At 37.5% G+C, this 24,834-nt stretch carries 22 protein-coding genes and 1 tRNA gene; 9 read left to right on the forward strand and 14 right to left on the reverse strand.

Annotated features, from left to right (window positions below; genetic code table 11):
• Positions 1 to 34: 34 nt before the first annotated feature.
• From R8N23_RS11045 to aepX, 4 genes are all read right to left on the reverse strand, one after another.
• Positions 35 to 832 carry a phytanoyl-CoA dioxygenase family protein gene (locus R8N23_RS11045; protein WP_318171655.1) on the reverse strand — a complete coding sequence of 266 codons (798 nt, stop codon included), beginning with the start codon at positions 830 to 832 and terminating at the stop codon, positions 35 to 37.
• A gap of 122 nt (positions 833 to 954) precedes the next feature.
• The gene (locus R8N23_RS11050; protein ID WP_318171656.1) at positions 955 to 2,034 is read right to left on the reverse strand and encodes a 2-aminoethylphosphonate aminotransferase; all 1,080 of its coding nucleotides are present in this window, start codon (positions 2,032 to 2,034) and stop codon (positions 955 to 957) included.
• Between the two features lie 84 nt (positions 2,035 to 2,118).
• On the reverse strand, positions 2,119 to 3,237 hold the full coding sequence (gene aepY, locus R8N23_RS11055; RefSeq protein ID WP_318171657.1) for a phosphonopyruvate decarboxylase: 1,119 nt from the start codon (positions 3,235 to 3,237) through the stop codon (positions 2,119 to 2,121).
• Between the two features lie 3 nt (positions 3,238 to 3,240).
• Positions 3,241 to 4,533 carry a phosphoenolpyruvate mutase gene (aepX, locus tag R8N23_RS11060; protein ID WP_318171658.1) on the reverse strand — a complete coding sequence of 431 codons (1,293 nt, stop codon included), beginning with the start codon at positions 4,531 to 4,533 and terminating at the stop codon, positions 3,241 to 3,243.
• A gap of 173 nt (positions 4,534 to 4,706) precedes the next feature.
• On the opposite strand from aepX, the gene R8N23_RS11065 reads away from it, so the two are divergent.
• The gene (locus R8N23_RS11065) at positions 4,707 to 5,423 is read left to right on the forward strand and encodes a phosphocholine cytidylyltransferase family protein (RefSeq protein ID WP_318171659.1); all 717 of its coding nucleotides are present in this window, start codon (positions 4,707 to 4,709) and stop codon (positions 5,421 to 5,423) included.
• Here the strand turns inward: R8N23_RS11065 and R8N23_RS11070 are convergent.
• Positions 5,420 to 6,022 (reverse strand): hypothetical protein, encoded by a 603-nt coding sequence (locus R8N23_RS11070; RefSeq protein ID WP_318171660.1) that lies wholly within the window; start codon positions 6,020 to 6,022, stop codon positions 5,420 to 5,422. The genes R8N23_RS11065 and R8N23_RS11070 overlap by 4 nt on opposite strands.
• A gap of 40 nt (positions 6,023 to 6,062) precedes the next feature.
• Between R8N23_RS11070 and R8N23_RS11075 the strand changes: the two genes are divergently transcribed.
• The 5 genes from R8N23_RS11075 to R8N23_RS11095 are packed head-to-tail and all read left to right on the forward strand — an operon-like array spanning position 6,063 to position 11,836.
• Positions 6,063 to 6,971 carry a Stealth CR1 domain-containing protein gene (locus R8N23_RS11075; protein WP_318171661.1) on the forward strand — a complete coding sequence of 303 codons (909 nt, stop codon included), beginning with the start codon at positions 6,063 to 6,065 and terminating at the stop codon, positions 6,969 to 6,971.
• A gap of 30 nt (positions 6,972 to 7,001) precedes the next feature.
• Positions 7,002 to 8,609, forward strand: coding sequence for a cyclic peptide export ABC transporter (locus R8N23_RS11080; protein ID WP_318171662.1), 1,608 nt, complete (start codon positions 7,002 to 7,004; stop codon positions 8,607 to 8,609).
• Position 8,610: 1 nt separating this feature from the next.
• Positions 8,611 to 9,441, forward strand: a complete 831-nt coding sequence (locus tag R8N23_RS11085; RefSeq protein ID WP_318171663.1) for a DUF1647 domain-containing protein — start codon at positions 8,611 to 8,613, stop codon at positions 9,439 to 9,441.
• Complete coding sequence (locus R8N23_RS11090; RefSeq protein WP_318171664.1) at positions 9,438 to 10,451, forward strand: hypothetical protein; 1,014 nt, start codon at positions 9,438 to 9,440, stop codon at positions 10,449 to 10,451. Before R8N23_RS11085 ends, R8N23_RS11090 begins: the two co-directional genes overlap by 4 nt.
• A gap of 8 nt (positions 10,452 to 10,459) precedes the next feature.
• Entirely contained in the window at positions 10,460 to 11,836 is a 1,377-nt protein-coding gene (locus R8N23_RS11095; protein WP_318171665.1) for an ArnT family glycosyltransferase, read from the forward strand.
• A 5-nt stretch (positions 11,837 to 11,841) separates the two neighbouring features.
• Here the strand turns inward: R8N23_RS11095 and R8N23_RS11100 are convergent, their stop codons facing one another.
• The 3 genes from R8N23_RS11100 to R8N23_RS11110 form a co-directional block, all read right to left on the reverse strand.
• A complete protein-coding gene (locus R8N23_RS11100; protein ID WP_318171666.1) occupies positions 11,842 to 13,263 on the reverse strand; it encodes a capsule assembly Wzi family protein in 1,422 nt (473 codons plus the stop codon).
• Between the two features lie 200 nt (positions 13,264 to 13,463).
• A complete protein-coding gene (locus tag R8N23_RS11105) occupies positions 13,464 to 14,879 on the reverse strand; it encodes an FAD-dependent oxidoreductase (RefSeq protein ID WP_318171667.1) in 1,416 nt (471 codons plus the stop codon).
• A 173-nt stretch (positions 14,880 to 15,052) separates the two neighbouring features.
• On the reverse strand, positions 15,053 to 15,844 hold the full coding sequence (locus R8N23_RS11110; protein ID WP_318171668.1) for a glycosyltransferase family 92 protein: 792 nt from the start codon (positions 15,842 to 15,844) through the stop codon (positions 15,053 to 15,055).
• Positions 15,845 to 15,980: 136 nt separating this feature from the next.
• Between R8N23_RS11110 and R8N23_RS11115 the strand changes: the two genes are divergently transcribed.
• Together R8N23_RS11115 and R8N23_RS11120 are read left to right on the forward strand one after the other, a co-directional pair.
• The gene (locus R8N23_RS11115; protein WP_318171669.1) at positions 15,981 to 16,832 is read left to right on the forward strand and encodes a hypothetical protein; all 852 of its coding nucleotides are present in this window, start codon (positions 15,981 to 15,983) and stop codon (positions 16,830 to 16,832) included.
• 22 nt (positions 16,833 to 16,854) lie between these two features.
• The gene (locus tag R8N23_RS11120) at positions 16,855 to 17,628 is read left to right on the forward strand and encodes a hypothetical protein (RefSeq protein WP_318171670.1); all 774 of its coding nucleotides are present in this window, start codon (positions 16,855 to 16,857) and stop codon (positions 17,626 to 17,628) included.
• 23 nt (positions 17,629 to 17,651) lie between these two features.
• On the opposite strand, the gene R8N23_RS11125 is transcribed toward R8N23_RS11120, so the two are convergent.
• Both R8N23_RS11125 and R8N23_RS11130 read right to left on the reverse strand, forming a co-directional pair.
• The gene (locus R8N23_RS11125) at positions 17,652 to 18,059 is read right to left on the reverse strand and encodes a hypothetical protein (protein ID WP_318171671.1); all 408 of its coding nucleotides are present in this window, start codon (positions 18,057 to 18,059) and stop codon (positions 17,652 to 17,654) included.
• A gap of 250 nt (positions 18,060 to 18,309) precedes the next feature.
• A tRNA-Asp gene (locus R8N23_RS11130) sits at positions 18,310 to 18,383 on the reverse strand.
• Between the two features lie 272 nt (positions 18,384 to 18,655).
• On the opposite strand from R8N23_RS11130, the gene R8N23_RS11135 reads away from it, so the two are divergent.
• Positions 18,656 to 20,455, forward strand: a complete 1,800-nt coding sequence (locus tag R8N23_RS11135) for an acyl-CoA dehydrogenase (RefSeq protein WP_318171672.1) — start codon at positions 18,656 to 18,658, stop codon at positions 20,453 to 20,455.
• A gap of 283 nt (positions 20,456 to 20,738) precedes the next feature.
• Here R8N23_RS11135 and R8N23_RS11140 read toward each other — a convergent pair whose 3' ends face one another.
• The 4 genes from R8N23_RS11140 to R8N23_RS11155 all read right to left on the reverse strand — a co-directional run bounded on the left by R8N23_RS11140 (position 20,739) and on the right by R8N23_RS11155 (position 24,804).
• Complete coding sequence (locus R8N23_RS11140; RefSeq protein WP_318171673.1) at positions 20,739 to 20,888, reverse strand: hypothetical protein; 150 nt, start codon at positions 20,886 to 20,888, stop codon at positions 20,739 to 20,741.
• A gap of 127 nt (positions 20,889 to 21,015) precedes the next feature.
• Positions 21,016 to 22,296: a response regulator gene (locus tag R8N23_RS11145; protein ID WP_318171674.1), complete on the reverse strand. Its 1,281-nt coding sequence runs from the start codon at positions 22,294 to 22,296 to the stop codon at positions 21,016 to 21,018.
• A 20-nt stretch (positions 22,297 to 22,316) separates the two neighbouring features.
• Positions 22,317 to 24,215: a sensor histidine kinase gene (locus R8N23_RS11150; protein ID WP_318171675.1), complete on the reverse strand. Its 1,899-nt coding sequence runs from the start codon at positions 24,213 to 24,215 to the stop codon at positions 22,317 to 22,319.
• Between the two features lie 25 nt (positions 24,216 to 24,240).
• Positions 24,241 to 24,804, reverse strand: a complete 564-nt coding sequence (locus R8N23_RS11155; protein WP_318171676.1) for a hypothetical protein — start codon at positions 24,802 to 24,804, stop codon at positions 24,241 to 24,243.
• Between the last annotated feature and the right edge of the window lie 30 nt (positions 24,805 to 24,834).

Here is a 24,834-nt window from a genome sequence, read left to right on the forward strand (position 1 = left end):
TTGAAGCTTTTTTTATATCAAATTTTTCTTAATTCTAAAGGCTAGGAGCGTGTGGATTGCCTACCATATAACGCGCATCATTTGGGTTTTGTTTTTTATCCGTATAATACTTCTCTCTCTTATCACCACCATCAGATAATGGATTGTAAACTCCATATATAATTCTTCTGGTTTTATCAGAGTGATTGGGCTCGGATCGATGAGGCAACCTTTCAGTAAAAATCAAAGCATCTCCGGGTTGAGCTGGTAGCTTTTTCCAAGTGAGTGAATCCTCAATGCTTTGTTTGATTTTCTTATATTCTGGTCGGTCAGCATATGGAGCTTCCATTGGAATAATTTCTAATGAATCAAGTGGCCAATTGGGAACTACCTGTAAACAACCATTTTCCTCGGTTGCTTCATCTACACTAACTAATATGGATAGGTAAGGAGCAATCTTTGGGTCGAATGAGGAATTCTCTCCTTGCTCATAGGCCACGCCATCTTGATGAGCCGCATGTGGGCCACCACCTGGAGATTTGTAATTAATTCTTTCTTTGTATAAAACTGCAGGCTCTTGCATCAACTCTGAGATCAAAGAGGTGATCGTTTTTCCAGTGAATATTTCCTTCATGCCATCATGATAAGGAATGAAGTTTTCTACACGTGAAAGCTGACTCGGGTTATCCATTTCATAATAGGACATCCATTTGTCAATACCAGGCCCCCAATTGGATATTTCATCTATCCAAGTAGATAATTCGTTGATACGATCCTTAAAGAGTCCGGGAATATGAACATACGAGTTTTCTTTCCAAAACAGGGTTAGTGCTTTGGTATAAGTTTGTGTCATTAAGAGAAATAAGTGCACATCACTGACTAGGTAATGTAGTGTTCAAAATGCAGCTCGATTGAATTTTATAGTCGACTATTTTACGCAATCAATACAGAAGAGATACGTAAGGTTCAGTTTTTTTATTGATTAAAATAGGCAGTCATTTCTTCCATGACTTTATGCATATCATCTGGATATAAATCACCGATGATAGCCACCCTAAAGGTAGCTTTTTCAGGCATCACTCCAGGGTATATCGTAATACCTCTTTCATAAAGATAATCATGAAAGTGATCGAAGTCAAAACCCGCTTTTCCATCTAACTTTAAGGCTAGCAAAATTTTTGATTCCTGATCTAGAGGAAGTAGAGGTTTAAAACCGAGATCCAAAAGACCATCGTAAAGAATCTGCCAGTTGGCTTTATATCTTTCCCATCTTTTTTCTACACCTTCGGCCAAAGTCTCCTTTATTGCTGCCATGAATGAATAGCAAATTTGAACAGGAGGGGTGAACCTTAGTTGGTTCTTTTTCTGAAGGTTTTCCCATTGTTTATAGACATCGAAGTAGTAGCTTCTACCATTGGCTTTTAATGCTTCCTTTTGATTGTTGTGAAACAATACAAATGACAGGCCAGCCATGCCATGAATACACTTGTTAGACGAACTAAAGATATAATCTACACCCAGTTCAGAAAGTTTGTATGGATAGGCACCAAACGTACTCATCGCATCAACAATGGAAACCACGTTCAATTCCTTACAAATTGAAACCAATTCTTCAACAGGATCCATCATGCCTGTAGAGGTTTCATGATGAATAAATGCTAGATGCGTGTACTTATTTGTAGCTAATGCTTCTTTTACCTTCGTAGGCTCTGTGAAGTCTCCATATTCAAAAAGGGAGTTATAGTTGATTCCATAATTATCACAAATTTGTGTCATACGAATTCCGTATGCTCCATTCGTTAGAATCAATACTTTGTCCTCTTTACCGATTGCTGAAGTAAGTGTAGCTTCCATGGCACCAGTGCCGCTAGCTCCAAAAAGGGCTACATTGTAGTCTTTTTCTCCTTTTCCAATGGCTAATAACCCGTCACAGATGTCATGCATTAAGTTGCCAAACTCGGTTTCTCTTGGACAAATGTCATCTACTACTAATGCGTCTTTTACATTTTGAGTGGTAGTGGCAGGGCCGGGGTTGAGGAGTATTTTTCTTGTCATGGTTATGGAATTATTAGGGCAAAAATAAAGTCATTCCGATTAGATCAGAACGACTTTATATATTTTCATCTGATTTGGGATTAATTAGTTACCCAAATTTTTCATAAAATCTACTTTATTGTCGACCGGCTTGATAGTCGGTCTGCCAAGATCTTTTCTAGAACCTTTCTTTACGTTGATTTCCAACATAGATGGACCAGAACTAGCTAAGAACTTTGGCATGATCTCTTTCAATTCTTCTTCCGAAGAGGCCGTGAATGTCGATTTGTAATTACAAGCTTCAGCAATCTTTTTGAAATCTGTAGTAAAACCTACAGTAGGTTGACCACCTACAGACTCATGTGCGCCATTGTTAACCAAAATGTATTTTAGATTATCTGGCGCCTGATCTCCCACAATAGCAGCGGATCCCATATGCATCAAAAATGAGCCATCACCATCTAAACAAACTACTCGTCTGTCAGGTTTGCCGAGCGCTAAACCCAAGGCAATCTGAGAAGTGTGCCCCATATTGCCTACACAAAGAAAGTCTCTATAATGTGGCTCGTTTCTAGCTTCTCTCACTTCGAAAACTTCTCTTGAAGTTTTACCTGTGGTTGATACCATTACATCGTCATCATTAAGCTCTTCTAACAAAACCTCAATGGCACGTTCCCTTGACATAGGGTAGGTGTCAGGCTTTGCGCTCTGCAGCTTGTACGGCTCAAAAGTTTCCTTTTCTATCAATAAAATATAAGGAGCCTTTTCTTTTTGCATAAATTCAAAGGCAGTATCAATTTGCTTTTGTGCTTCGGCCATATCTTTTGACAAAATGCAATAAGGAATCTCCAATGATTGGATCATGGCCTCATTGATTCTGCCCATTTTGACATGCTGAGGCTCATCTTTCACTCCTGGGCGTCCTCTCCAGCCTACCATCAAAAGCATAGGAATAGAGTAAACATCAGGATCTGTCAAAGAAGTCAAGGGATTGATTGTGTTCCCAAAACCAGAGTTTTGCATATAAACCAAAGGAATCTTTCCTGTGGCCAGGTGATAGCCAGCGGCTATACCAATACAAGCTCCTTCATTAGCAGCGATGATGTCATTACTATTGTCAGCAACATAAGCACAGAAATCTTTCAACAAAGAGTCAGGAACTCCTGTAGAGAAATCTACGCCTTTCGATGTGACGAAATCAAAAAATTCTGCGGTCTTAAGCATGAATTAATTTGGTAAAATGGTTAAGATTTCCTTGATAGACATGCAGTACTCATCTGCTTCTTTTGAACGCTGGTGTGTCAAAATAGACTCAGCAGTTTTCTTCATGGCAGGGAAGGCACTTCTCAATAAGTGGTTGGCATAAATCACAATGCTGAAACCAGCAGCTTTCAATTCGTCTTCAGTGAATTGGTTGTATGAAGATGGTACAGAGATGACTGGCACCTTCACGTCAAATTTTTGGTACTCTTTCATGAATTCCATGATTTCTTTACCGTCTTTGTGGCGAGAGTGAATCATGATACCGTCAGTACCCGCTTCTATATACGCTTTGGCTCTTGTTAAAGCATCTTCCATACCTTTATCAGCGATTAAGCTTTCTAGTCTAGAGAAGATCATGAACTCGTCTGTTACCTGTGCTTTTTTACCAGCTTGTATTTTCTCACAGAATCCTTCGATGGTATCCAAAGTTTGCTCTACTTCAGTACCGAAAAGTGAGTTTCTTTTCAAGCCTACTTTGTCTTCAATCACTACAGCAGAAAGTCCCAATCTTTCGATGTTTCTTACCAACATAGCAAAGTGCTCCGCTACACCACCAGTATCACCATCAAGGATCATTGGTTTGGTTGTTACATCCAAGATATCATTGATCGTAGAGAACCTTGAAGTTCTGTCTACATATTCTGTATCAGGTTTGCCTTTAGCAGTAGAGTCAGTCAAACTACTTACCCACATGGCATCAAACTCACGTACTTCGCCATCGAGCTCTACTTTTGTGTCTTCCACAATTAGACCTGAAATACCGTTGTGAGTCTCCATCACTTTCACCAAATGATTGTTGTCGAGCATTCTTCTCAACATTCTTCTTCTGATGTCTGGTGTGTTTCCAATTTCTTTTAATGCTTGTCTCAAACCTGTTGAAGAAATTCCAGAAGTATATTCTGGCTCAACCAGTTCTCCACCCCACTCAGCCAAAGTTTTAATCACTCTGTCTCTAATGTGTCTTTGCGGACCAGTCTTCCAATCGTCTCCATGAACAACATAATCAGGCTTTAGAGCCTTAAGGTTTTTTTCGTAATCAAGTTCTTCCTGAGGAATGACTTCTTGTACACCCTTGATGTTTTCCAAAATTTGTTTTCTCTCATCGAAAGAAAGGAAAGGTACGCGTGCGAATTTTGATACCGCTTCGTCTGACAATAACCCGATGGTTACTTCCCCTAATTCACGTGCTTTTTCAATGATGTTGATGTGGCCGTGGTGTACCAAATCAGTACCCATACCGACATACACTTTTTTCATGCTAAACTTGATTTTAAAGTCTTAATTATTTTGAAATACATTTTGGGTCGGGTTGCAAAACTAAAAGATATATTTTGCAATCATTTACTATGACTCATAAAATTGCATTTACCCCCAAAGCAATTTTTATCTATCTTCGCCACTTTGAAAACTGAGTATTTTAAAACTACACCATGAGTAAGAATAATATCAAAACAGCGGTCATTTTAGCAGCAGGACGCGGGACTAGGTTGGGCGATCGGACTAAGGAAATGCCTAAGGGTTTTCTAGAAGTTGGAGGAGAGACTTTGATTGAAAGGTCTATTCGATTATTAAAAGATAATGGCATAGAAAAAATCGTGGTTGGTGTAGGTCACAAGGGTACTGCGTACGAAGACATTGCTGACAAGTATGATCTGACAATTTTCTATAATGATGAATACTCTACGACAGAAAGTATGTATACGTTGGTTTGTGCTGCACCGTATGTGGATGGAGAGTTTTTGCTGTTAGAATCAGACTTACTGTATGATATTTCAGCTTTGGAGACCATACTAAAATCCAATCATTCTAATGTGATTTTGGGAAGTGGCTTTACCGACTCAGGGGATGAGGTTTATTTACACGGTTTTGAAAATGGGGACTTTCGATACTTGTCACAAGATGGCAATGACAAAATCAACGCTTACGCTGAGCTGGTAGGTATTTGTAAGTTGAGTCTGAATTTTTATAAGAAAATGATCGCTCTTCCAACCATTAAAAAGATGAAATATGAATATGCTTTCAATGTTTTATCTCCTAAGGAAGATATTTTTATTGAAAAACAATCAGATTTAGTCTGGTGCGAAATCGATGACGAAGATCACCTCAATCGAGCATTGACTAAAATTCTACCAAGACTCAGCAATTAATCCTCCTTCTCGTACCAATAACCGGTAGTCCGATCTCTACGTCCGTTGCTACCCAGGTAGTTGTAAATGTGTTTTAGATAGGCCACAGGTTCTGCCGGAATGAATGTGTCTTGTCCTAAGAATTTGGCAGGTTTGACAGGTAAGGCCAGCTCTTTGTTGTACGGCGTCCGCTCAGCTATATAATGACTGTTTTCATAGGATGTCAGTGTACCATCTTTATCCTCATAGAAATAGATATCGGCATCGAACCCTTTGTAATTGAAATAGAGTTTAGGTCCTCGATGTCGGAATGAAGTGTCGTACAGCTTAAAGCCTTTCGGTAAGTCATCTCTTTTACTCCAAATTTTTTCAAATTCTTCTTCATGGGCGCCAAAGTCTACGTCAATATCATGGGGTAGGATGGCTTCTTCTCTGTGATAGCCCAAAAGAGTGCCAAAGTCAATCCAATAGACTGCGCCGGTCTTTTGCATGTATTCATTTGTGACTTTAAAAAGCTCTTCTAAGATTTCAAGCTTTCTGTTTGTGTAATTACCTGGGAGAGTGGTAAGGAATACATTGATAAAGCGTTGAAGTTTTTGTATGATGGATGAAAGATTCATAGTTTTGCGCTCAATTTTAATCGTGCAAATCAAACAAAATTTGAGCAATTCGAATCAGTCTATTGATATTGTTTATACCTGGGTGAACGGAGATGATCCTGTTTATATAGAAAGGTGTCAGAAATTCGCTGAAAATTTGGATGATGTGAATCCTGAAAGATTCAGAGATGTGTACGATATGATTAAATATAGTCTGCGTTCAATTGAGAAATTTGTACCCTGGGCCGGCAATATTTATATACTCACTCAGAAGCCTCAGATACCAGAGTGGTTAAACCCTGATCATCCTCGAATTAAGATCGTGCATCATGAAGATATTTTCGATCAGGAGTATTTACCGACTTATAGTTCCAGCGTAATTGAAAGTTATCTTGATAAGATACCAGGCTTGTCAGAGCACTTTCTTTATATGAACGATGATTTTCTTTTTGGTAATGAAACGCCGCTAGAGGCATTCATGTCAAAAGAAGGAAAGATCAATGTATTTGGCACATTGTTCGGGGAAAATCCAAGCTGGAGGATTTATGAAGCTAAGAATGATATTATTGGGTTGGGATTGGTAGAACATTGCCCCCTTCTAGTGAAAAAAGAGTATTGGGATAATATGTATAAGCTCTGGCCGGATAAGACTCATGAAAAACGGCTGCATCGTTTTAGGCAAGACGATGATTTTATGGCTTATAAGCTCTACAAATATTATATGCTGAAATATCAGCGTAAAACATGCCGGCCAGTAAATGTATTTGAATTGAAAAAATGGCAAATCTTTCATAAGATCACCAACAACTTTTCGAAGCAACAAAGAGCTTTTGAAAGAATCAATAGGGTACAACCCAATTTTTATTGTCTAAACGATGATCAGAAAGACAACCCCAATCAAAAAGTAGTAGAATTGGTTCAAGAATTTTTAAAGAATTACTACCCAGAAAAGTCCTCTTTTGAAAAGTAAAGCATCTTTTGCGGCAATAAAAAACATCAAATGAAAATAATCAAATTATTAATCCAGTCGTCCAAGCTACTGTTTATTGTAGCTGTAATAACTAGTGCTTTGACTGGGTTGTGCTCCTCTTTTCTTATCAAAATGATTGTAGAGTCAATAAACACTTCGAACTTTCAAGCCGGTGATTTTAAATTTCAGTTTGGCATGTTGTGGTTGAGTTATGGAGTGCTGGCTATTTTATCTTCATTTGCTATTTCTAAACTAAGCCAAGGTATAATTCACAAACTTCGTATTTCTTTATCTACAAAGATATTACAGGCTGATTTTCAGCAAATTGAATTTAATCAAGACAAAATATTCCCAATTCTTACAGAGGACATTAAATCGATATATCATGGTATAGATCGATTGCCTAGCGTAACTACTGGTTTGGCAACAGTTTTAGGAGTATTAGGATATATTGTATTTCAGCACCCTACATTAAGTTTAGCTGTTTTTTGCCTGTTTTTTGCAGTGTTTTTGCTCACAAGGTTGTCTCTACCATTGATCAGAAGCTATCAGGAAAAATCAAGAGTGCTGTGGAATGATATTTTTAAAATATTTGAAGGCCTTACTTATGGGATAAAGGAATTATCAATCAATAAGAAGTTTAAAGACTTTTACCTTAATAAGGTGATTGAAGACACGAGTAAGGAGCAAAACAGGTACATGGTGAAGGAAAGCGTTGTTGTGGCCATTGCTTCCAAGTCTGGAGATATGGTGCTTTTGTTAGGTATGGCTGGATTGGTCGTTTATATATATGCAAGTGGTTTTGTTCAACCTTCTGTATTTGGTGAATTTTTGACTTTGGTTCTTTTTATTATGGCTCCATTGTCAACAGTGTCTGGTTGGTTTAGCAATATGAAGAGAATAGAAGTTGCCTTAGAGCAAATTAGTAGTACGGGTATTGATTTAGAATCTTCAGCCGTCCCGGTAGAACCTGAGTTGCTGATCGATACCAAAGACGGCGATGTACTTATTGACCTGAAAGGCATAAAGCATGAATACTATAATCCAGATGAGGATGAACATTTTGAGCTCGGCCCGATTGATTTGAGCATTAAAAGAGGAGAACTAATATTCCTTTTAGGGGGAAATGGTAGTGGAAAGACAACGCTGGCTAAGATGATACTTGGATTATACCCGCCAAAAGAAGGAGATATTTATTATTCTGGTCAAAAAATCAATGATGCCAATAGGGAAGATTATAGGAGTAAATTTTCAGCCACTTTTGTGGACTCTTATCTGTTTGAAAATATTACTCATATTGAAGGTGACGCTGTTCGTAAAAGAAGTGAGGGGCTGTTGAATACCTTGGAGATGACCAAAAAAGTAAAAATTGAGGATAATAAATTTTCTACTACACGGTTATCAGAAGGTCAGAAAAAAAGATTAAGTCTAATCAATGCTATTCTAAAGGATACGGACATTTATTTGTTTGATGAATGGGCAGCAAATCAAGACCCACATTTCAAAAAGATATTTTACGAGATCATTCTGCAAGACTTGAAGAAAGCCGGAAAAACAATCATAGTAATTTCTCATGATGAGCAATATTTTGATCGAGGAGATCGAGTGATAAAACTCATGGAGGGTCAGCTGGTCTAGTATGGTTGCAGGTAATACCATACTTACAGCTGCAGACGCTTTTTACTTTCGAACCTTTTGTCAGTTTGTCTATTCCTTCAAGGTTAACAAGGAATATGAAAATAGCCAATTGATTTGTTATGATTTAGGTTTTACAGAAGAACAAAAAACTCACCTGGACAGTGTATTGAGAAAAGTGCCGAATCTCGCGGTTCGAAAATTTGATTTTTCGAAATATCCTGAATTTGTCAAGCTTGAACACAAGACCTATTCATTCAAACCCATTATTGTTAGGGAAGTATTTGAGGAGCAAAAGGGCAACTTACTTTGGTTAGATAGTGCTACCATTTTAAGCAAGTCTCTAGACTATGTTTGGGAAGAAATTGATACGCATGGCGTTTATGCGCCTATTGGTGGCTCAGGGACTTTGAAAGAATGGACGGTGCAGGCTACATTGGATTATATGGATGTACCCGAATCATTTTATCTCAATAGAAACATTTGTGGTTGCATGTGTGGGTTTGGTTATCATAACCCAGATGTTAGAGAGTTGGTCTTGGAATGGGAAAAATATGCTTTAATTTATGAGTGCATAAAGCCTAAAGGAGCAAATCGGGAAAATCATCGAGATGATCAATCATTGCTGACCATATTGCTTTATAAATTCCAGAAAATCAAATCCATACACTTAACAAAAGATGAAGTTAATATCAGCTCAAAATACCCGATTCGATATTTGAGCGTTAGGAATAAACTAAATCCAAACTTTCCATACAATCTAGATTGGTTATCCGTTTTTTATTTCAATCTTCGCAAGAAAATAGATATCCTGATTAATAGGGTTATTTCATGAAAATTACACATATAGCAGCAGTTGGAATAGTCTTTCTTTCCATTTTATGGTTCACTACATTTAGTGTGATGGCCTTGGTTTTAGGACTGGTATTTTTCTTTTTACTATGGTTGAATACTTTCAATTATTTGTCTGGTAAAAATTTTTTATTGGACATCTGGCATTACTATTCTACGACTAGTAAGTCGCTTCAATATTGGGATGACTTTTGCGAAACAAACAAGAATAAATCAGATGTGATAGTTTCTTTGTCTACCATTCCGAGTAGGATATCTGAGATTGTTCCTACACTTAAAAGCTTGCTAGCACAAAAAAGAGCACCTAAAAAAATCCATCTTTATGTTCCTGAATTGTCAATGCGAGAGCAGGTGGGGTATAACATTCCAAAGGAAATTGAAGGTCTGAAGTGTTTGGAAGTAATAAGGACTGAAAAGGATTGGGGGCCAAGCACAAAATTTATTCCAGCAGTCGAGACACTTTTTCCAGATCAAAAGATATTGGTGGTGGATGACGATAATATGTATCCCAGAAATATGCTAAGAGATTTCGATAAAGCTTCCGATGATAACCCAGACTGGATGTTGACATCTAGTGGTTGGAGAGTTCCTGAAGATTTGGTGGACAGAGATTCCACTTTCTGGGCAAACGTTAGACTTCAGGCCCCGGTTCCAGTACCTACTACTAGAGTTAATGATTATTATCCTATCGACATTGTTCAAGGCTATTCAGGTTTCTTGATACGTCCCCGTTTTTTTGATCTTGAAGAATTGAAGAATTACCCCGAGGAACCAATTGCTTTGAAGTATGTAGATGATGTTTGGGTAAGTGCGCATGCAAAGGCCCCAAAATATGTGCTTCCATCCAGAAGATTTTGCTACACGCCTTTTTGGAAGACAGACTTTTTTAAAGCCAATAGTCTGGCGTCTATCAATAATCATGGGAAGGAAAACGATGAGGATAGGAATAACTCGATTGCATTGAGATACTTTAAGGATAAGTGGAGTAAATAATATTTGGCATGTCCAATTTATTTGAGAAGGTGAGCATAATCCAATATTTCAAATATCTATTTGGATTGATGCTGTTTGTGGTCATCTGCCTTGCTCTATTTAGAAAGTTCGATCATGATGAGTTTGAAGCAGTTCACACGTCTTGGAAAATAATCAACGGGGAAGTCATCTATATTGATTTTTTTCAACATCATCACCCTTTATTTTATTATTTCATTGCACCTGTGATATGGGTGGTAGGGGAAAACACAGAAACCTTATTGGTGCTTCGCATGATAATGTTTGGCTTGTATTTGTTGATGATATATGTACTATATCATTTTACAATGCAAATTTCAAATGACAAAAAAATTTCTTGGTTGAGCATATTGATGTTAGTATGTATGACCATGTTTAGCAATAAAGCCATTGAAATTCGTCCTGATGTGCCACAAGTATTGCTAGGAATAGTAAGCATACTTCTTTTATTTCAATCGAAGATTGAGCCTGGAAAATTAAGGAAGCTTTCTTTTAGTGCGATTTGCTTGGGCCTGTCGTTTCTTTTTTTGCAGAAAACAGTTTTCATAATGGCGACCATTGGATTGGTTCAGGTGTTTTGGGTTTATAAAAATGATTTTAATTGGAAGCAACTGGTTCTCTATTGGTTGGTTTTTTGTTTAACAATTAGTCCTTATTATATCTATTTAATTCTATCTGATCAATTCGAAACTTATTGGTTTTATAACTGGTATTTGAATATGCATTTTGAGGGAGGTTTTTCGCCATTTAAAACAATTATAGATTCGTTTTATTATAATCATTTCATATGGTTTTTTGGAATAGCAGGATCTGTAGTATGTGTGAAAAAGAAAAGAATGGATGCCTCTCTTTTAGGACTTCTTTTATTTCTTACTGTATTTTTTGTTAGATCTCCGTATAGGCAATATTTCATGCCATTTGCTCCTTTTCTTTGTGTAATGGCAGCCATAGGGATGTTTGAGTTTCTTAAATTCAAGCAGTTAAAGACGATTGTTTCCCTGATAGTGATCGTTCCTTTGATTTACCTTATTTGGACAATTACGATATATCAAAATAAACCACAATTGGATAAGATTGAATGGGTGACATCACAGACCAATTCTTCGGACTGCATCTATGATGGAGATATATATTTTAATTTGTTTAGAAAAGATATAGATTTTTTCTGGTACAGTACTGAGCCGGGTAGAGGTGGGCTGGGAACATATAAAAAATTAAAGCCTTATTCCTATAATATATATAGTGCCATAGAGGAATATAAACCCAAAATTATATCTGACACTTTTATTGATACCTCAAATAAGATAATTGAGAAGAACTATAATCAGTCGTCAGTATATCCAGAGCTGTATGTGCGTCAACAATAATTGATTTAGCGATTGACAAAGTAGGAGAGAGAAAGCTTCAAAAAGAAATTATCCGCATCGTTATCTTCAAACAAAAAATTGTTTCTGTAATTCCAATAGAACTGAGGGTTGATACTGAAATTATCAAACATACGAACGTAATCTATGCCTACAGTTATTTCATAGTCGGTTGGTTCATCTTCTACTCCAGCATATGCATTGACCAAATAGTCGTCATTAAATCTCATTCTTTGAAAAGTAAACCCCATTTTACCTTTCGGGTTGTAGAAATTTGCCCAAATAATATCTGAATTGGATCCCGGTCCAATTCCAGCACCTATAATTTGCCCGTTATGAGTGTATCCATTGTCTACTACACTGTGTACATAGTAGGTGGCACTTATGCCTGGATACGTGATTTGCAGTTGATTGCTGCTTAAAGTGGTGTTTTCATAGTTTATTTCCAAAAGTTTTCCATTATCAAGGTCAAAGGTTTTTGTTAACCCAATGGTTCTTGCTCTAGTTCGATCAGGATGTTCTAAAGCATCCATAATACTACCGAAAAAATCATTTCGCGCATATTCAAGATACATATTCAAACCTACTTGTGGAAATGCATATTCGAGTACAAAAGAAAACATCTGATCATATTCATCATTTTTTTGTAGACCCTTGTGTGTGTTTCTAAAAAACGCATTAAAAAAGTCTTTAGCAGATAAATCTCCTTCAGCCCATCTGGTATACATAATTCTGTTGAGTCCGAATGTGAATCCTTTTATAAAACTGGGTTGATAGCCCAGGGTGAATCCGGTAATATAGTGCCTGTTATTTTCTGCGATATCATCAAAGTAATCTGATTTGGACAATGCACCCCAATACCATTTAAATTCAAGCGCCCCAATTTTTGTTTGGGCTGGTCTTGCTGTTCCTAGGTCGATGTGAGGGAACCCCCCAGCATTTTTACTCATAATGATTGGGTTGTACCTTGAGGGACCCCAAGAAAAATTGGCTGTAGAAAACCCTAAAGTTGCATTTTTATAAATCAGTCGAACTTCAGATTGCCCCCAATCAAATTCGTAGTTGGCTTCGTTTCCATAGCGCATAACCCAGTCAATAGGTCCTTCGGCGGGATATGAATAGGGGTTCTTGTTAAGTCCTAAATTGGGGATATGAAAATCTTTATTTTGAGCATACCAAACAACTGGAGCAAAGGTGAAATGAAGAATGCCAATGTTTCCACCTACACCAGCTGTTAGAGACATGTTAGAACCTCTTCCATTCCATACTGGCCCATCGTTATACCCTCTTGGGTACGCTGTGCTTAAAATGTAGGAAAACCTTGGGTCTAAAATGTAAAAATTATTCTTTTTAACATCTCCAAAATCAAGATCAAAATAGTCGCCCCAGATGTTCCAGTTCAATGAACTGTCACTGCTGTAGGGTTCCATTATTGACGGCCTAATTATTATTTGTTTGGGAGATAGGTTAGGATTTTTTAAAGTAAGTGTTCTATAGTAATTTTCAGTATAGTCACTTGGATAAAAAACTTGAGCCGATGTGTTATGGGCCAAAGAAAATAGTATGAGTCCAATAAATAAAAAACTTTTCTTCGTGATCATAATTTCATAATTGGCTTTATTGTTTAACACTATTGATTGAGAATGTCTTTTACATCACCTTCTTCCTGATATTCTGTATCTGTATTGATCTCCCAAAGATTTACATTTTGTCCATCAGTAATGTTGTCTGCAGCCAGGAGACCCATGAGAATTGAATGATCTTGATTGTTGTATTTGAACGATCCATATCGTCCGATAGGAACTAATTTATCAATACTATCTATATAGTTTTCTAGTATTTTAAGAGGTTCCTGATAGCCAGTTTCATATACAGGGTAGCATCTAGGTATTTTTATAACTTTTGAATTTAAAACGTCCATCGATGTAGGAATTAAATCTAGTTTTTTAATCTCCTCTTTAGCGATTTGAGTAAGTTCGTCATCAGCGATGGACCAGATATCATCCTGCTCAAATGCCCAAAACTCTAAACATATAATTGAGGTTTTTTTATCTCCATAAAGCGTGGGACACCAATTTCTAAAATTAGTAATTCGTCCATGTTTGACATCCGGAGAATGAACGTAAATCCAATTATCTTCGAACAAGTCAATGCCATCTATCTCTAAATAAACAAGTATGGTGTTTCTGAAATAGAGTTGGCTCGCAGCATCTTTTACATTTTGTGGCGTACGATCCAGTCCTTTAATGAGCGTGGTAAATGGCATAGTTGAAATGACAAAGTCAGCTTGAGCCTGTCCGCCATCGGAAAGTTCGATGCCATTAGCTATGTTGGATTCATTAACTAAAACTCTTTTTACAGGTTTATTCAAATGAATGGCACCTCCATTTTTCTTAATTCGTTCAGCACACTTTTCATAAAGTAAACCCGTACCATATTTGGGGTAAGAGAATTCGTCAACTAAGGTTTTATGCTTATTCCCGGCATTACCTTTTATGGCTGAAATAACTGCTCCAATCAAGGACAAGGTTTTAATTCGCTGCGCAGCCCAGTCGGCATCAATTTTTGAGCATGGAATGCCCCAAAGCTTTTCAGAATAACTTTTAAAGAATATTTCATAAAGCTTTTTACCAAATCTATTAGTCACCCACGCCTCAAAAGTCACTGGATTTTTAATGGGGTTAAGACGTTGAAGTATATAATCCCAAAGAATGCGAATAATTGTAAACGGATTGAGATTGAATAGGACGTTTGTGAATTTTAGCGGATACTGAAAGAATCTATTTTTATAATAAATACGGGTCAGTCGATTAATAGCTGTGTATTCACCGTCTAATATCTCGGTGAAAAATTGATTGATTCTTTTTTCCTTGGAAAAAAACCTGTGAGGCCCCAAATCTACCCTTTGACCCCAAAGGTCAAAACTTCGAGACATTCCTCCTACAAATTCACTTGCTTCGTATATTTCAACTTCTACACCCTTTTTTGATAGTGCGTAAGCGCAGCTTAATCCAGCCGGGCCGGCTCCAATGATGATTATTTTCACGTTTTTCAGGGTGTAAATTGATGTACTCTTCGTCTATTGATAAGAAGATGCAAAGGTATAGTTAGATCACGAGACTGACAACAGCGCAAAGTCCGAGGAAGTTGGATTCGGTAAGCTTATAGTATAATTGCTAAGTCAGTTTGTAGGAAGAAAGTATTTTCAAATGAATGTGATTACCAATCTACTTTTCTTAGTAGGTCAAGCATGCTTTCGTCCACGATCTCATTGCATCCTGCATTCTTTTCATCGAATCCAGATCTTCCTACCGGTCGACCTCCAGAAACATTTTGCCGAGACATGTACTCCTCGAGAGATTTAGTGTAATAATGGTTGATTCGCCAGCCTATATTGTCTTCCTCTTTTAGCATTTCACCTAATTTGTACCATTTGTAGTGCCACCAATGTGCGCTATAAGCGAAACGATTACTCGAAAGAAAATCTCCATTGCCCAAATCTTTATGGTCAGAATAGTTCTTCTCTCTTTTGGTATAAGCTTCTAGGACTGATTGATCTGGTTTTGTATCATAGCCATTGTACCCAAAATTGATTCTAGGAACCTTAACTCCTTTGATCTTTTTTGTATCTAAAGTCTTTAACCAATCGGTTAAATTATCCTTTCCATTAAGAGGAAATAGGAACTCATCTACATCTATTTTCATCAACCATTGAAATTCAGTCCGATAAGTTTTGGCAGCATGGGCAAAACCCATATGGTTTTTATTTCGCTGATACCATTTTGTAGCGCCATCATACTTAGTCCCATCCCATTGAGTCCAAGGGTGACGTGTTACATAACCTTTTTCTTCGTATGGCTTTAATATAGATTTGGCTTCCTCGCCTCCATCCTGATCGTAGAGGTAGAAATGATTGACTCCAACTTTGATATGATAATCCAACCAGTTTTTCAGATATGGATTTTCATTTTTGAAGTTTACTGCAAAGGCTAAAAAATGCTTTTTACTCATGATTGTTTCAGCGATAATACGAAGTAACCCAACATTTGTTCGGATTAAATATTAAAAACGAAATTACTAATTATTCTTATTCGATGGCTTAGTTTTGCCCGGGTTTTTAAGAAAATTACTGAGCCTTATATATTACATGAAAGTTGTAACCATTGCCACTGATCACAATCATCATCTAGAGCGTCTTCTTGTTTCTGCTAGGCATTTTGGAATTGATATTATTCAATTAGGGAAAGGACGAAAATACAAAAGTCATAATGATAAGACGAGATGGTTGCTGGAGTATTTTGAAGGTTTGGATGATGATGAAATTGTTTTATATACGGATGGTTATGATAGTGTTTTTCTATCAGATCTCAAGTATATAGAAAGAGAGTTTCTTGCCATGAATCACCCATTCGTGATGGGGACGGAGCAGAACTTCAATTGTGATGCATCTCCATTGGCTAAACTAGACTTCTACTTAAGTTATCCAAAAGGAAAGAAGCCATACAGATTCCTTAATGCTGGAGGTTATATTGGACGAGTCGGATATGTAAGAGATATGTTGCTGCGCGTTGAGAAGGATGGTGAGAATGATCAGGATATGTTGAATCAATACTATTCTAAAAATCATGGTACCATTAAACTCGATCACGATCAAAAAATATTCAGTTGTATTGCAGGAAGGTCAGGTATGGAAGACCATGACTATATGTTGGATGCTGATGGTAAAATTCGAAATACAGTTACGGGTTCATATCCGGCAATACTGCATGCAGCGGGTAAAAATTTTTATGGACTCTATAAAGTAATCAGTCAATTAGGTTTTTTTCCAGAGGAGACGTTTAACGAGAGAGAGATTAAGCAATATGAAAAATCAAGATTTTGGAATAAACTTACAGCCCACACTACTAGGGATAATTATTTGTTTCATGCAATTCTCAAGGCCGTAGTTGTAATAGGTTTTGGAGTTACATTGTATTCTTTGATTTCACTGATCTATTGAATAAGATTAATTTACGATTTATATGAAAATTTCAATAAAGTATTATTTCGAGATCTTACTGGGTAAGGTGCTTAGCAGTCAGCCTAACGTCAGGAGCTATTCTCGATCGAATGAAATTCACACTGTGCAAAACAGAATAGCATCCGTGAATGTTCATCATCCTACTGCACTTTGTAAGATCATGAAACAAGAAAATAGTGATAAAGGAATTGCCAGGCATAACTATACTACGGTATATCATGCGTTGCTGTCAAATATGAGGCAGAAACAAATGGTTATGTTTGAAATGGGTATTGGCACCAACAATACGTCCTTTGCCTTTAATATGGGGAAGAATGGGACGCCCGGAGCTTCTTTGAGAGGATGGCAACGCTATTTTGAAAACTCAAGAATATTTGGTGCGGATATAGATGAAGGTGCACTTTTTGAGGAAGATAGAATTAAGACCTATTTCTGTGACCAGTTGGATGCAGAGGCTATTGCTGATATGTGGAGCAAAATTAGTCTCCAGGGGAATAAAGAAGCGGATATAATTATTGATGACGGTCTTCACACTTTTGAGGCAAATGTTTGTCTATTTGAAAACTCGATTGGTAAATTAGCGAAGGGTGGATGTTACATCGTAGAAGATGTTACATTGGTTGATTTGGCCAAGTGGGAACAAAAAATTCAAGATGATTATATTGAGAAGTTTCCCGATTTAACATTCTTAGCTATTGAAATTCCAAATAGACCACTTAGAGATATTCAAGATAACAATGTCGTGGTTGTTTTCGATGCAAAGAGGTTTGCATAACTGAGATAGTATATTTGGGTTTGTTAAATATATCCCCACTCATAAGTGATGGACCAAACAACATCGCCACCCATACTATCTCCTTCTTCTATGATATAGTCAACTGACTCTCCATCTTGAAAAACTTCGAATTCAATAGTCCATCCGTTCGAAGTATCACAAGTACTGCACATAGCATTGACCAATTTGATTTCTACAATCGGGTCTACAAGATTGTTGATGAATGGATTAAGATCAAAGTTGATGTCTTGTTTTAATTGCCCTCGGTCAGAGGCTTGTTTGAACACTAATTCCCCATTTACAAAAACCTCGACCCAATCATCTATTGAATGAAATAGGATTGCATTTTTAGCAGGTTGTGCATTTGAAATACAATAAGAAACCAAAACAAAAATGAAGGTAAGTGCTGATGTCTTTGAGGTAATTTTCATAATTATATTATAACTATTGGTTCAAACTATCAGGAGCTTTACAAATACTATTCCAACTTGTGAAAGTTGAGTAATTATAAGTTTTGAGAAGCACTTAGTTTGGTTGAGTCAACTGGTTCTGCTGGTACAAAAGTACAAATTGTTTTGCTTTAGGGCCAAGTGCTTAGTTAGATTCTAATTGATTCAGTACGCAGTGCTAATTTGATATAAAAAAAGCACTTACAAATTAATGTAAGTGCTTGATTATCAGCGGAACGGACGGGATTCGAACCCGCGACCTCCTGCGTGACAGGCAGGCATTCTAACCAGCTGAACTACCGCTCCTGACCTCATTTTCGGTACTTATTTCCCTCAAATGCGATGCAAAAGTAGAGGCAATAAATCTATTATGCAACAACTAATTCAGAATATTTTAAAATATTTTCATTCGATTTTTTTTAGTCATGAAATATCAGATTTCAGTTAGTAACTAACCGGTTCAATATCAGGACATTTCCCTTTTTTGAAGACGAAGTTTCCATATTAATTTGAATATCAGCAACCATTCAATTATCTTCAATCTCAATTGTATCATACATTAATACCTACTAAATATCATGTCTGAATATTACTCTCGACGAAACCTTGACTTTCTACTTAAAGAGGTGTTTGACCTTGAGTCACTCCTAAAACTTGATGACTATAAAAAGCATGATTTGGACGGGGTGAAAATGATTTTGGATGCCGCCGGTCAATTGGCTGATAAAGAAATGAGGCCTTTCAATCAAGAGATGGATCGCCAGGATCCTCAATTGGAGGGCGGAAAAGTGAAGGTGCATCCACAGATTAGAAAATTGCTAAAGAAATTTGGAGAGGGTGGATGGATTTCTGCGAACGCCAATGAAGAAGTAGGGGGGCAACAGTTGCCTATTTTAGTGTCATCTTGTGCACAGTTTATCTTCGGCGCTGCTAACTACTCTGCTAGTGTTTATCCTTTCTTGACGGCAGGTGCTGCGCGTCTTATTGAGGAACATGGGTCGGAGCAACTCAAGAATACTTATGTTCCAAAGTTGTATAGTGGAGCATGGCAAGGAACTATGGCCATGACAGAGCCTGATGCAGGCAGCTCACTTTCTGATGTGAGGACTTCAGCTGAGCCTCTTGACGATAACGGCACGGTATATAGCATACAAGGACAAAAAATATTTATTTCTGCAGGAGATCATGATGCAGTAGGTAATGTGGTGCATTTAATGCTAGCAAGGATTAAAGGAGCTCCAGAGGGCACTAAAGGGTTGTCATTATTTGTGGTCCCACAAAAGAGATTTACTGAGGATGATCAAGTGGTAATGAATGATGTGACTACTACAGGATTGTATCATAAGATGGGTTACAAGGCGGCTCCGATTGTTCACTTAAGTTTTGGAGAAAAGAAGCGCTGTTTTGGATACCTGATAGGAAAGGCAAATGAAGGCCTTTCTTATATGTTTCAAATGATGAATGAGGCTAGAATTGGCGTAGGGCTCAGTGCAGCTTCTATTGGTTCTGCAGCATATTACGCCTCTTTGAACTATGCAAAGGAACGACCTCAAGGTCGAAAGCCAGACGAGAAAGATCCTGCATCACCTCAGATTAATATCATTGAGCATAGCGATGTACGCCGCATGCTGTTTTTTCAGAAAGCAATTGTTGAAGGTTCACTTTCTTTATTGTTGCAATGTGCACATTATGCGGACATGGCGAAGGCTGGGAAGGAAGAGATCAAAGAGATTTACAGGCTGACGTTGGACCTATTAACACCCGTGGCTAAAAGTTATCCAAGCGAAATGGGCATATTGTCAACCTCTGCCGCTATTCAGATACTTGGAGGTGCTGGCTATTGTAAGGATTTTCCTTTAGAGCAATACTTCAGAGAGATGAGAATTCATACCATTCATGAAGGTACTACAGGTATTCATGGAATTGATTTGCTTGGGCGAAAAATCATCATGGGTGGTGGTATTGCTTTCAGAGCGTTTACGGAAGAGGTTTCCAAAACGATCAAAAAAGTGAAACTGGAAGTCCTGGAGTTATCAAAGTATGGGGAGAAATTGAATGATGCTTTGTTTAGACTTCAGAATATCACTATGAAGCTTTCTACAATCGCCATGAAGGAGAAAAAAGAAGTTTTCTTAATGGATGCAACACTTTATCTGGAGTTGTTTGGCGTAGTTGCTATTGGCTGGCAATGGCTATTGCAAGCGATACCCTGTCAAATCGCGGTGAATGAAAATAGGGGAGATGAGTTTTACAATGGTAAGTTACACACCATGCGTTATTACTTTGAGTATGAACTACCGAAGACAGAGGCCATTATAGCTAGATTGAATAGTTCAGATCGCTTGCTTCTTGAAATTGACAGCAAAGACATTTTGTAAAATACAGACCTTTTTCAGTATAAGCGATATTTCACCCGCTTCACTCTTTTCTTGTGTTTATCTCTTTTCGGATGGTAGGCAAAGATTCTTTTCTTTGGTTTTACTACTGTGATTTTTGAGCTGCTGCTACAGCTTGAAAAAGAGAGACCTGCAATAAAAATAAAAGCAGATAATAGGATTGAAAATAATCGGTTCAAATGAAAATAGAATTAAAGGTGCATAAAAAAAGCCTCATAATTTGAAGCTTTCTGTGTTTCTTATTTCTGAATAAATCAGCCCCGCATTAGGAGATTTTTTCAAGCACTTCTTTAGGGAAAGTGATTTTGTAAACGGTATCCAGAGAATTACTAAAAAGCTGAAACTCTTCTTCTCCGAAAGTAAGGTCGGGGGCGGGGTCCTCCAAAGCATTGAGCTCGAACCCTCTATCTCTCATTTCCGGGAGAATTTTAATAATGATTCTTTGCCATGCTAAAGGCGTTATGCTCTTATTGCACCAATTCTTCAATGTCAAAACCTTAATCTTCATACGGAGCCGCTTTTATACTGCAAATATTGTTAAATTAAATCTTAATTCCCATAACCATAATGTCATCGGTCTGTTTTTCTTCACCTTTCCATTCGGTTAAAACTTTTTCAAGCATATCTCTTTGCTTGTCCATGGGTTTATCCAGACCTGCTTCAATACTTTCGGTCAGTCTGGCTACTGTAAATTTCTTATTGCCTGGGCCACCAAATTGATCCTGGAAGCCATCAGAGAACATGTAGAATGATGTTTCTCCTTTAGTATAGGAAAGTTTATGCGTAGTATAGTTTCTTTCTTGATCTAAATACCCTCCCAATGAAATTCTATCTCCTTTGACGGTCTTTATTTTTCCATTCTCAGAGTAAAGTAGATTCTGTTGTGCACCAGCAAAGTATATATCAGAATTGTCTTCATCAATAATCATGATACTAGCATCCATCCCATGATGATTGTTGTTCTCAGACTGATTGAGAATGTCTTGGATGCCAATATTCAAATTGTCTAAAATTTCACCGGCATCTGTGATTTCATGCTCGTAAACTATTTGGTTGAGTAGAGATTCGCCAATCATACTCATCAATGCACCAGCCACGCCATGTCCTGTACAATCCACAGAAGCTATGAATTTATAATTAGCTTCTTCTGATTCAAACTCAGCAAACCAGTAGAAGTCACCACTAACCACATCTAGTGGCTTGAACAATATAAAGAAGTCGGTAAAAGCTTCTTTAATAGTTTCTGGAGACATTAGCATAGCGTTTTGAATGGTCATAGCATATTTAATACTATCCATCAGGCGCTTGTTCACCTCTGCTAGCTCTTTTGTACGTAGCTCAACTTTTTCTTCAAGTCCACTATTAGCTTTCTCTAGTTGGCGAATCAGCTTCATTTTATCACTCTTCAATTCATAGGCTTCCAAAGCTTTATCAATGGTAAGCTTCATTTCGCCTTTGTCCCATGGCTTTGTGATGTATTTGTAAATACCGCATTTGTTCACGGCCTTGACAATCGCCTCGATATCCGCGAAACCAGTAAGGATCATGCGGATAACATCTGGAAATTCCGGAAGTACCTTTTCCAATAATTCTGTACCAGTCATTTCAGGCATTTTCTGGTCAGTGATAAGACATTGGATGTCATGCTCTCTGAGCATTTCTATCGCTTCATGTCCGCCAGGGGCAGTCAAGACATTATACTCTCTTTTAAATGCCATTCTGAAGATTCGAAGGTTGCTTTCTTCGTCATCTACATAAAGAATAGTGTACTTCTTTTTGCTTTTGACTGCTGTATCTTCAACTGGAGTTTGAACTTCTTCCATGTGTTAGTTTACTTCTAAAATTATGCTTTTTGAGATTCGGAAACTTTTTCCTCTTCAGAGGATTTATCCATGTGCTTTGGAATCAAGATAGAGAACTCTGTTCCTTTTCCTTCTTCACTATTACAGTAGATGTTTCCGCCGTGCTTTTCTACGATACCAAATGTAATAGACATTCCGAGACCAGTTCCAATACCAACAGGTTTGGTAGTAAAGAATGGTTCAAAAATTCTTCTTTTCACTTGCTCTGACATTCCAGCTCCGTTATCCTTGATTTTGATCATGACGTGTTGATCCTGATTTTCAGTATATAACTGAACTTCACCATCTTTTCTATCATCTGGAATAGCTTGAATACCATTATTGAGGATGTTCATGAATACCTGATTCAGCTGACCAGGGAAACAGTTGATGTCCTCAATGGAATCATCATAGAACTTCTTAATGTTGATTTTGTTTTTAGTTTTATTACGAAGAAGTACCAAGGTAGCATCCAATGCATCGTTAACATTGGCTGGTTTCATTTCCTCTTCATCCAATCTCGAGAATACTCTCAATCCTTTTACAATCTCAATGGTTCGTACGGCACCTTTTTTAATATCCGATACCAATTCTTTCAAATCACTCAAGAGATCATCATAAGCATACTCTTCTTTCAGCTCTTTGATTTCGGCTAGGGTAGCCTTATAGTCCTCACTGTTTTCGAGATCATCATATTTCTCAACAATGGAGATCAAATCGTCCAGAGATACTTTTAATGTGTCAATACCATTGTACACAAAGTTGATTGGGTTGTTGATCTCATGGGCGATACCGGCCGTCAGCTGACCCAGTGATGCCATCTTTTCAGATTGGACTAACTGAGACTGCGTACTCTTCAGGTTTTCAAGTGTTTGAGTAAGCTCGGCTTTACTGTCTTGCTCCACAGTCAATGCAGATTTTAATTTGTTCTCTGCAATCATCAATCGTTCCGTCGCTTCGAGCTGCTCTTCAGCAATGTTTCTCATACGCTCCTCAGAGTACTTCACCCGATCGTAAGCTTTTCTCAATTCTTCCTGTACGAGAATCAGCTTTTCATTGACCTCAATTTGCTTTCTGGAGCTCTTTAATATTTCTTGCTCTGATAGTTTTAATTTCTTGTTTCTCTGCTCTAAAGCTCGCTGGGAGAGGATGAGTTTCTCATTCACCTCTAATTGTTTCTCAGCACTACTTCTTAGTTCTTCTTCCGATCTTTGCAGCTTCACGAAGGCTTCATTTGCCGTAAGGAAGTTTTTGTAAGCGAGATTTACTGCAGGACGGAAAATAAAGGAAGCCTGAATCAATAGTATGGCAATAATAGCTGCAGTGATTACATACTCAAACTGGGAGAAGCCGCTCTTATTTGTTTTTGCTTCTATTTGGTAAAGGGCGGCCAATTTGGATGCATCTTCGGCAAACCTTCTTTGGGCATCAATATTATCCATAGCTCTTGAAAGAATCAAAACCTTATCATCTTCGGGATCTGTAAAGCTAACACCAAGCACTTCGTTTCCAACATCTCTAATTTCACGAAATGAAAGCTCCATTTCAGAAAGCATCTGTGTTGCTTCTTCGGAGTTTTCAGTTCCATTTAATCCGTATTTAGCATCTCCTTTTGTTAGAGCCCTATGAATTTCATTGAATTCTTCAACAGCGGGTTTTAATCTTCTCTTTACCACATTGAAGTTAGTTTCACTGTTTTTGATCTTATCAAGATTGATTTGAGCAATGTTTTTTGATATCTCCTCGCTCAATGTGGCCATTCTTTGAGCCAGGTTTACCATTACGGCATCATCCTGATTGACCCGAATGGCGTTTTGTACAATAAATTGACCAATAAACAAGCCGAGTATGGCTAGTATTAAAGTCAGTATATACGATCGTATCAGGTTATCCTTTTTCATAGCAGGTACGCTTTTGTTTAGTTAATTAAGCAGCTCCTTTACTCTTAAGAAAAGAGAACTGGTTTTTTCCTTCACTGCTATTTTGCAGCGATGCATTTGAGGATCCTGAACCCAGAATCTTTTTCTTTCGCTGCTTAGTGAAGTAGTCTTCTAGTTTGGATTCAAAAAATTTCAAGGCGAGGGCAATGATAAGCATGACGCCTATTCCCACATAGTTGCTTCCATTGGCCCAACTGTCAATGATTGGCTCTAAGAACAATTGCTCAGAAATGAATAAAACAACAAAAACGCCAAAAAGTATTCTTGTTGCTTTTTTACCCATGGTCATTTTATCCAATTGGTCGATGGTAACTTCTAATTCCCCATTCTTTTTATGAATTTCTACATTTTGACTCTTAATTTTTTGGTTAGCGTGGTCAAGTTTTTTCTGTAGTCGGTCACTTATTCTGGTGATAACTTTACTTTGATCGAGTAGGTCTTTGTAATGCATAGCAATTCCTACCGCGTCTTCAAGGTTAACGTCCTTCTTTTTAACTTTTCCTACATACTCCGAAAGTATCTTTTGCTCTTCGTGATAAAGTTCTTTCATTTCAGTTTAAATATTACTATCTGTCTCCCC

It is taken from the genome of Reichenbachiella sp. (assembly GCF_033344935.1).
In the GTDB taxonomy this organism is placed as follows: domain Bacteria; phylum Bacteroidota; class Bacteroidia; order Cytophagales; family Cyclobacteriaceae; genus Reichenbachiella.

What these genes read in the sequence shown, in the direction of transcription:
- R8N23_RS11145 (WP_318171674.1), bottom strand. Translation starts at nt 22,296, where the DNA reads ATGGAAGAAGTTCAAACTCCAGTTGAAGATACAGCAGTCAAAAGCAAA.
- R8N23_RS11045 (WP_318171655.1), bottom strand. Translation starts at nt 832, where the DNA reads ATGACACAAACTTATACCAAAGCACTAACCCTGTTTTGGAAAGAAAAC.
- R8N23_RS11065 (WP_318171659.1), top strand. Translation starts at nt 4,707, where the DNA reads ATGAGTAAGAATAATATCAAAACAGCGGTCATTTTAGCAGCAGGACGC.
- R8N23_RS11095 (WP_318171665.1), top strand. Translation starts at nt 10,460, where the DNA reads ATGTCCAATTTATTTGAGAAGGTGAGCATAATCCAATATTTCAAATAT.
- R8N23_RS11140 (WP_318171673.1), bottom strand. Translation starts at nt 20,888, where the DNA reads ATGAGAGATAGAGGGTTCGAGCTCAATGCTTTGGAGGACCCCGCCCCC.
- R8N23_RS11080 (WP_318171662.1), top strand. Translation starts at nt 7,002, where the DNA reads ATGAAAATAATCAAATTATTAATCCAGTCGTCCAAGCTACTGTTTATT.
- R8N23_RS11100 (WP_318171666.1), bottom strand. Translation starts at nt 13,263, where the DNA reads ATGGAACCCTACAGCAGTGACAGTTCATTGAACTGGAACATCTGGGGC.
- R8N23_RS11155 (WP_318171676.1), bottom strand. Translation starts at nt 24,804, where the DNA reads ATGAAAGAACTTTATCACGAAGAGCAAAAGATACTTTCGGAGTATGTA.
- aepX (WP_318171658.1), bottom strand. Translation starts at nt 4,533, where the DNA reads ATGAAAAAAGTGTATGTCGGTATGGGTACTGATTTGGTACACCACGGC.
- R8N23_RS11125 (WP_318171671.1), bottom strand. Translation starts at nt 18,059, where the DNA reads ATGAAAATTACCTCAAAGACATCAGCACTTACCTTCATTTTTGTTTTG.
- R8N23_RS11135 (WP_318171672.1), top strand. Translation starts at nt 18,656, where the DNA reads ATGTCTGAATATTACTCTCGACGAAACCTTGACTTTCTACTTAAAGAG.
- R8N23_RS11120 (WP_318171670.1), top strand. Translation starts at nt 16,855, where the DNA reads ATGAAAATTTCAATAAAGTATTATTTCGAGATCTTACTGGGTAAGGTG.
- R8N23_RS11115 (WP_318171669.1), top strand. Translation starts at nt 15,981, where the DNA reads ATGAAAGTTGTAACCATTGCCACTGATCACAATCATCATCTAGAGCGT.
- aepY (WP_318171657.1), bottom strand. Translation starts at nt 3,237, where the DNA reads ATGCTTAAGACCGCAGAATTTTTTGATTTCGTCACATCGAAAGGCGTA.
- R8N23_RS11085 (WP_318171663.1), top strand. Translation starts at nt 8,611, where the DNA reads ATGGTTGCAGGTAATACCATACTTACAGCTGCAGACGCTTTTTACTTT.
- R8N23_RS11070 (WP_318171660.1), bottom strand. Translation starts at nt 6,022, where the DNA reads ATGAATCTTTCATCCATCATACAAAAACTTCAACGCTTTATCAATGTA.
- R8N23_RS11150 (WP_318171675.1), bottom strand. Translation starts at nt 24,215, where the DNA reads ATGAAAAAGGATAACCTGATACGATCGTATATACTGACTTTAATACTA.
- R8N23_RS11050 (WP_318171656.1), bottom strand. Translation starts at nt 2,034, where the DNA reads ATGACAAGAAAAATACTCCTCAACCCCGGCCCTGCCACTACCACTCAA.
- R8N23_RS11110 (WP_318171668.1), bottom strand. Translation starts at nt 15,844, where the DNA reads ATGAGTAAAAAGCATTTTTTAGCCTTTGCAGTAAACTTCAAAAATGAA.
- R8N23_RS11090 (WP_318171664.1), top strand. Translation starts at nt 9,438, where the DNA reads ATGAAAATTACACATATAGCAGCAGTTGGAATAGTCTTTCTTTCCATT.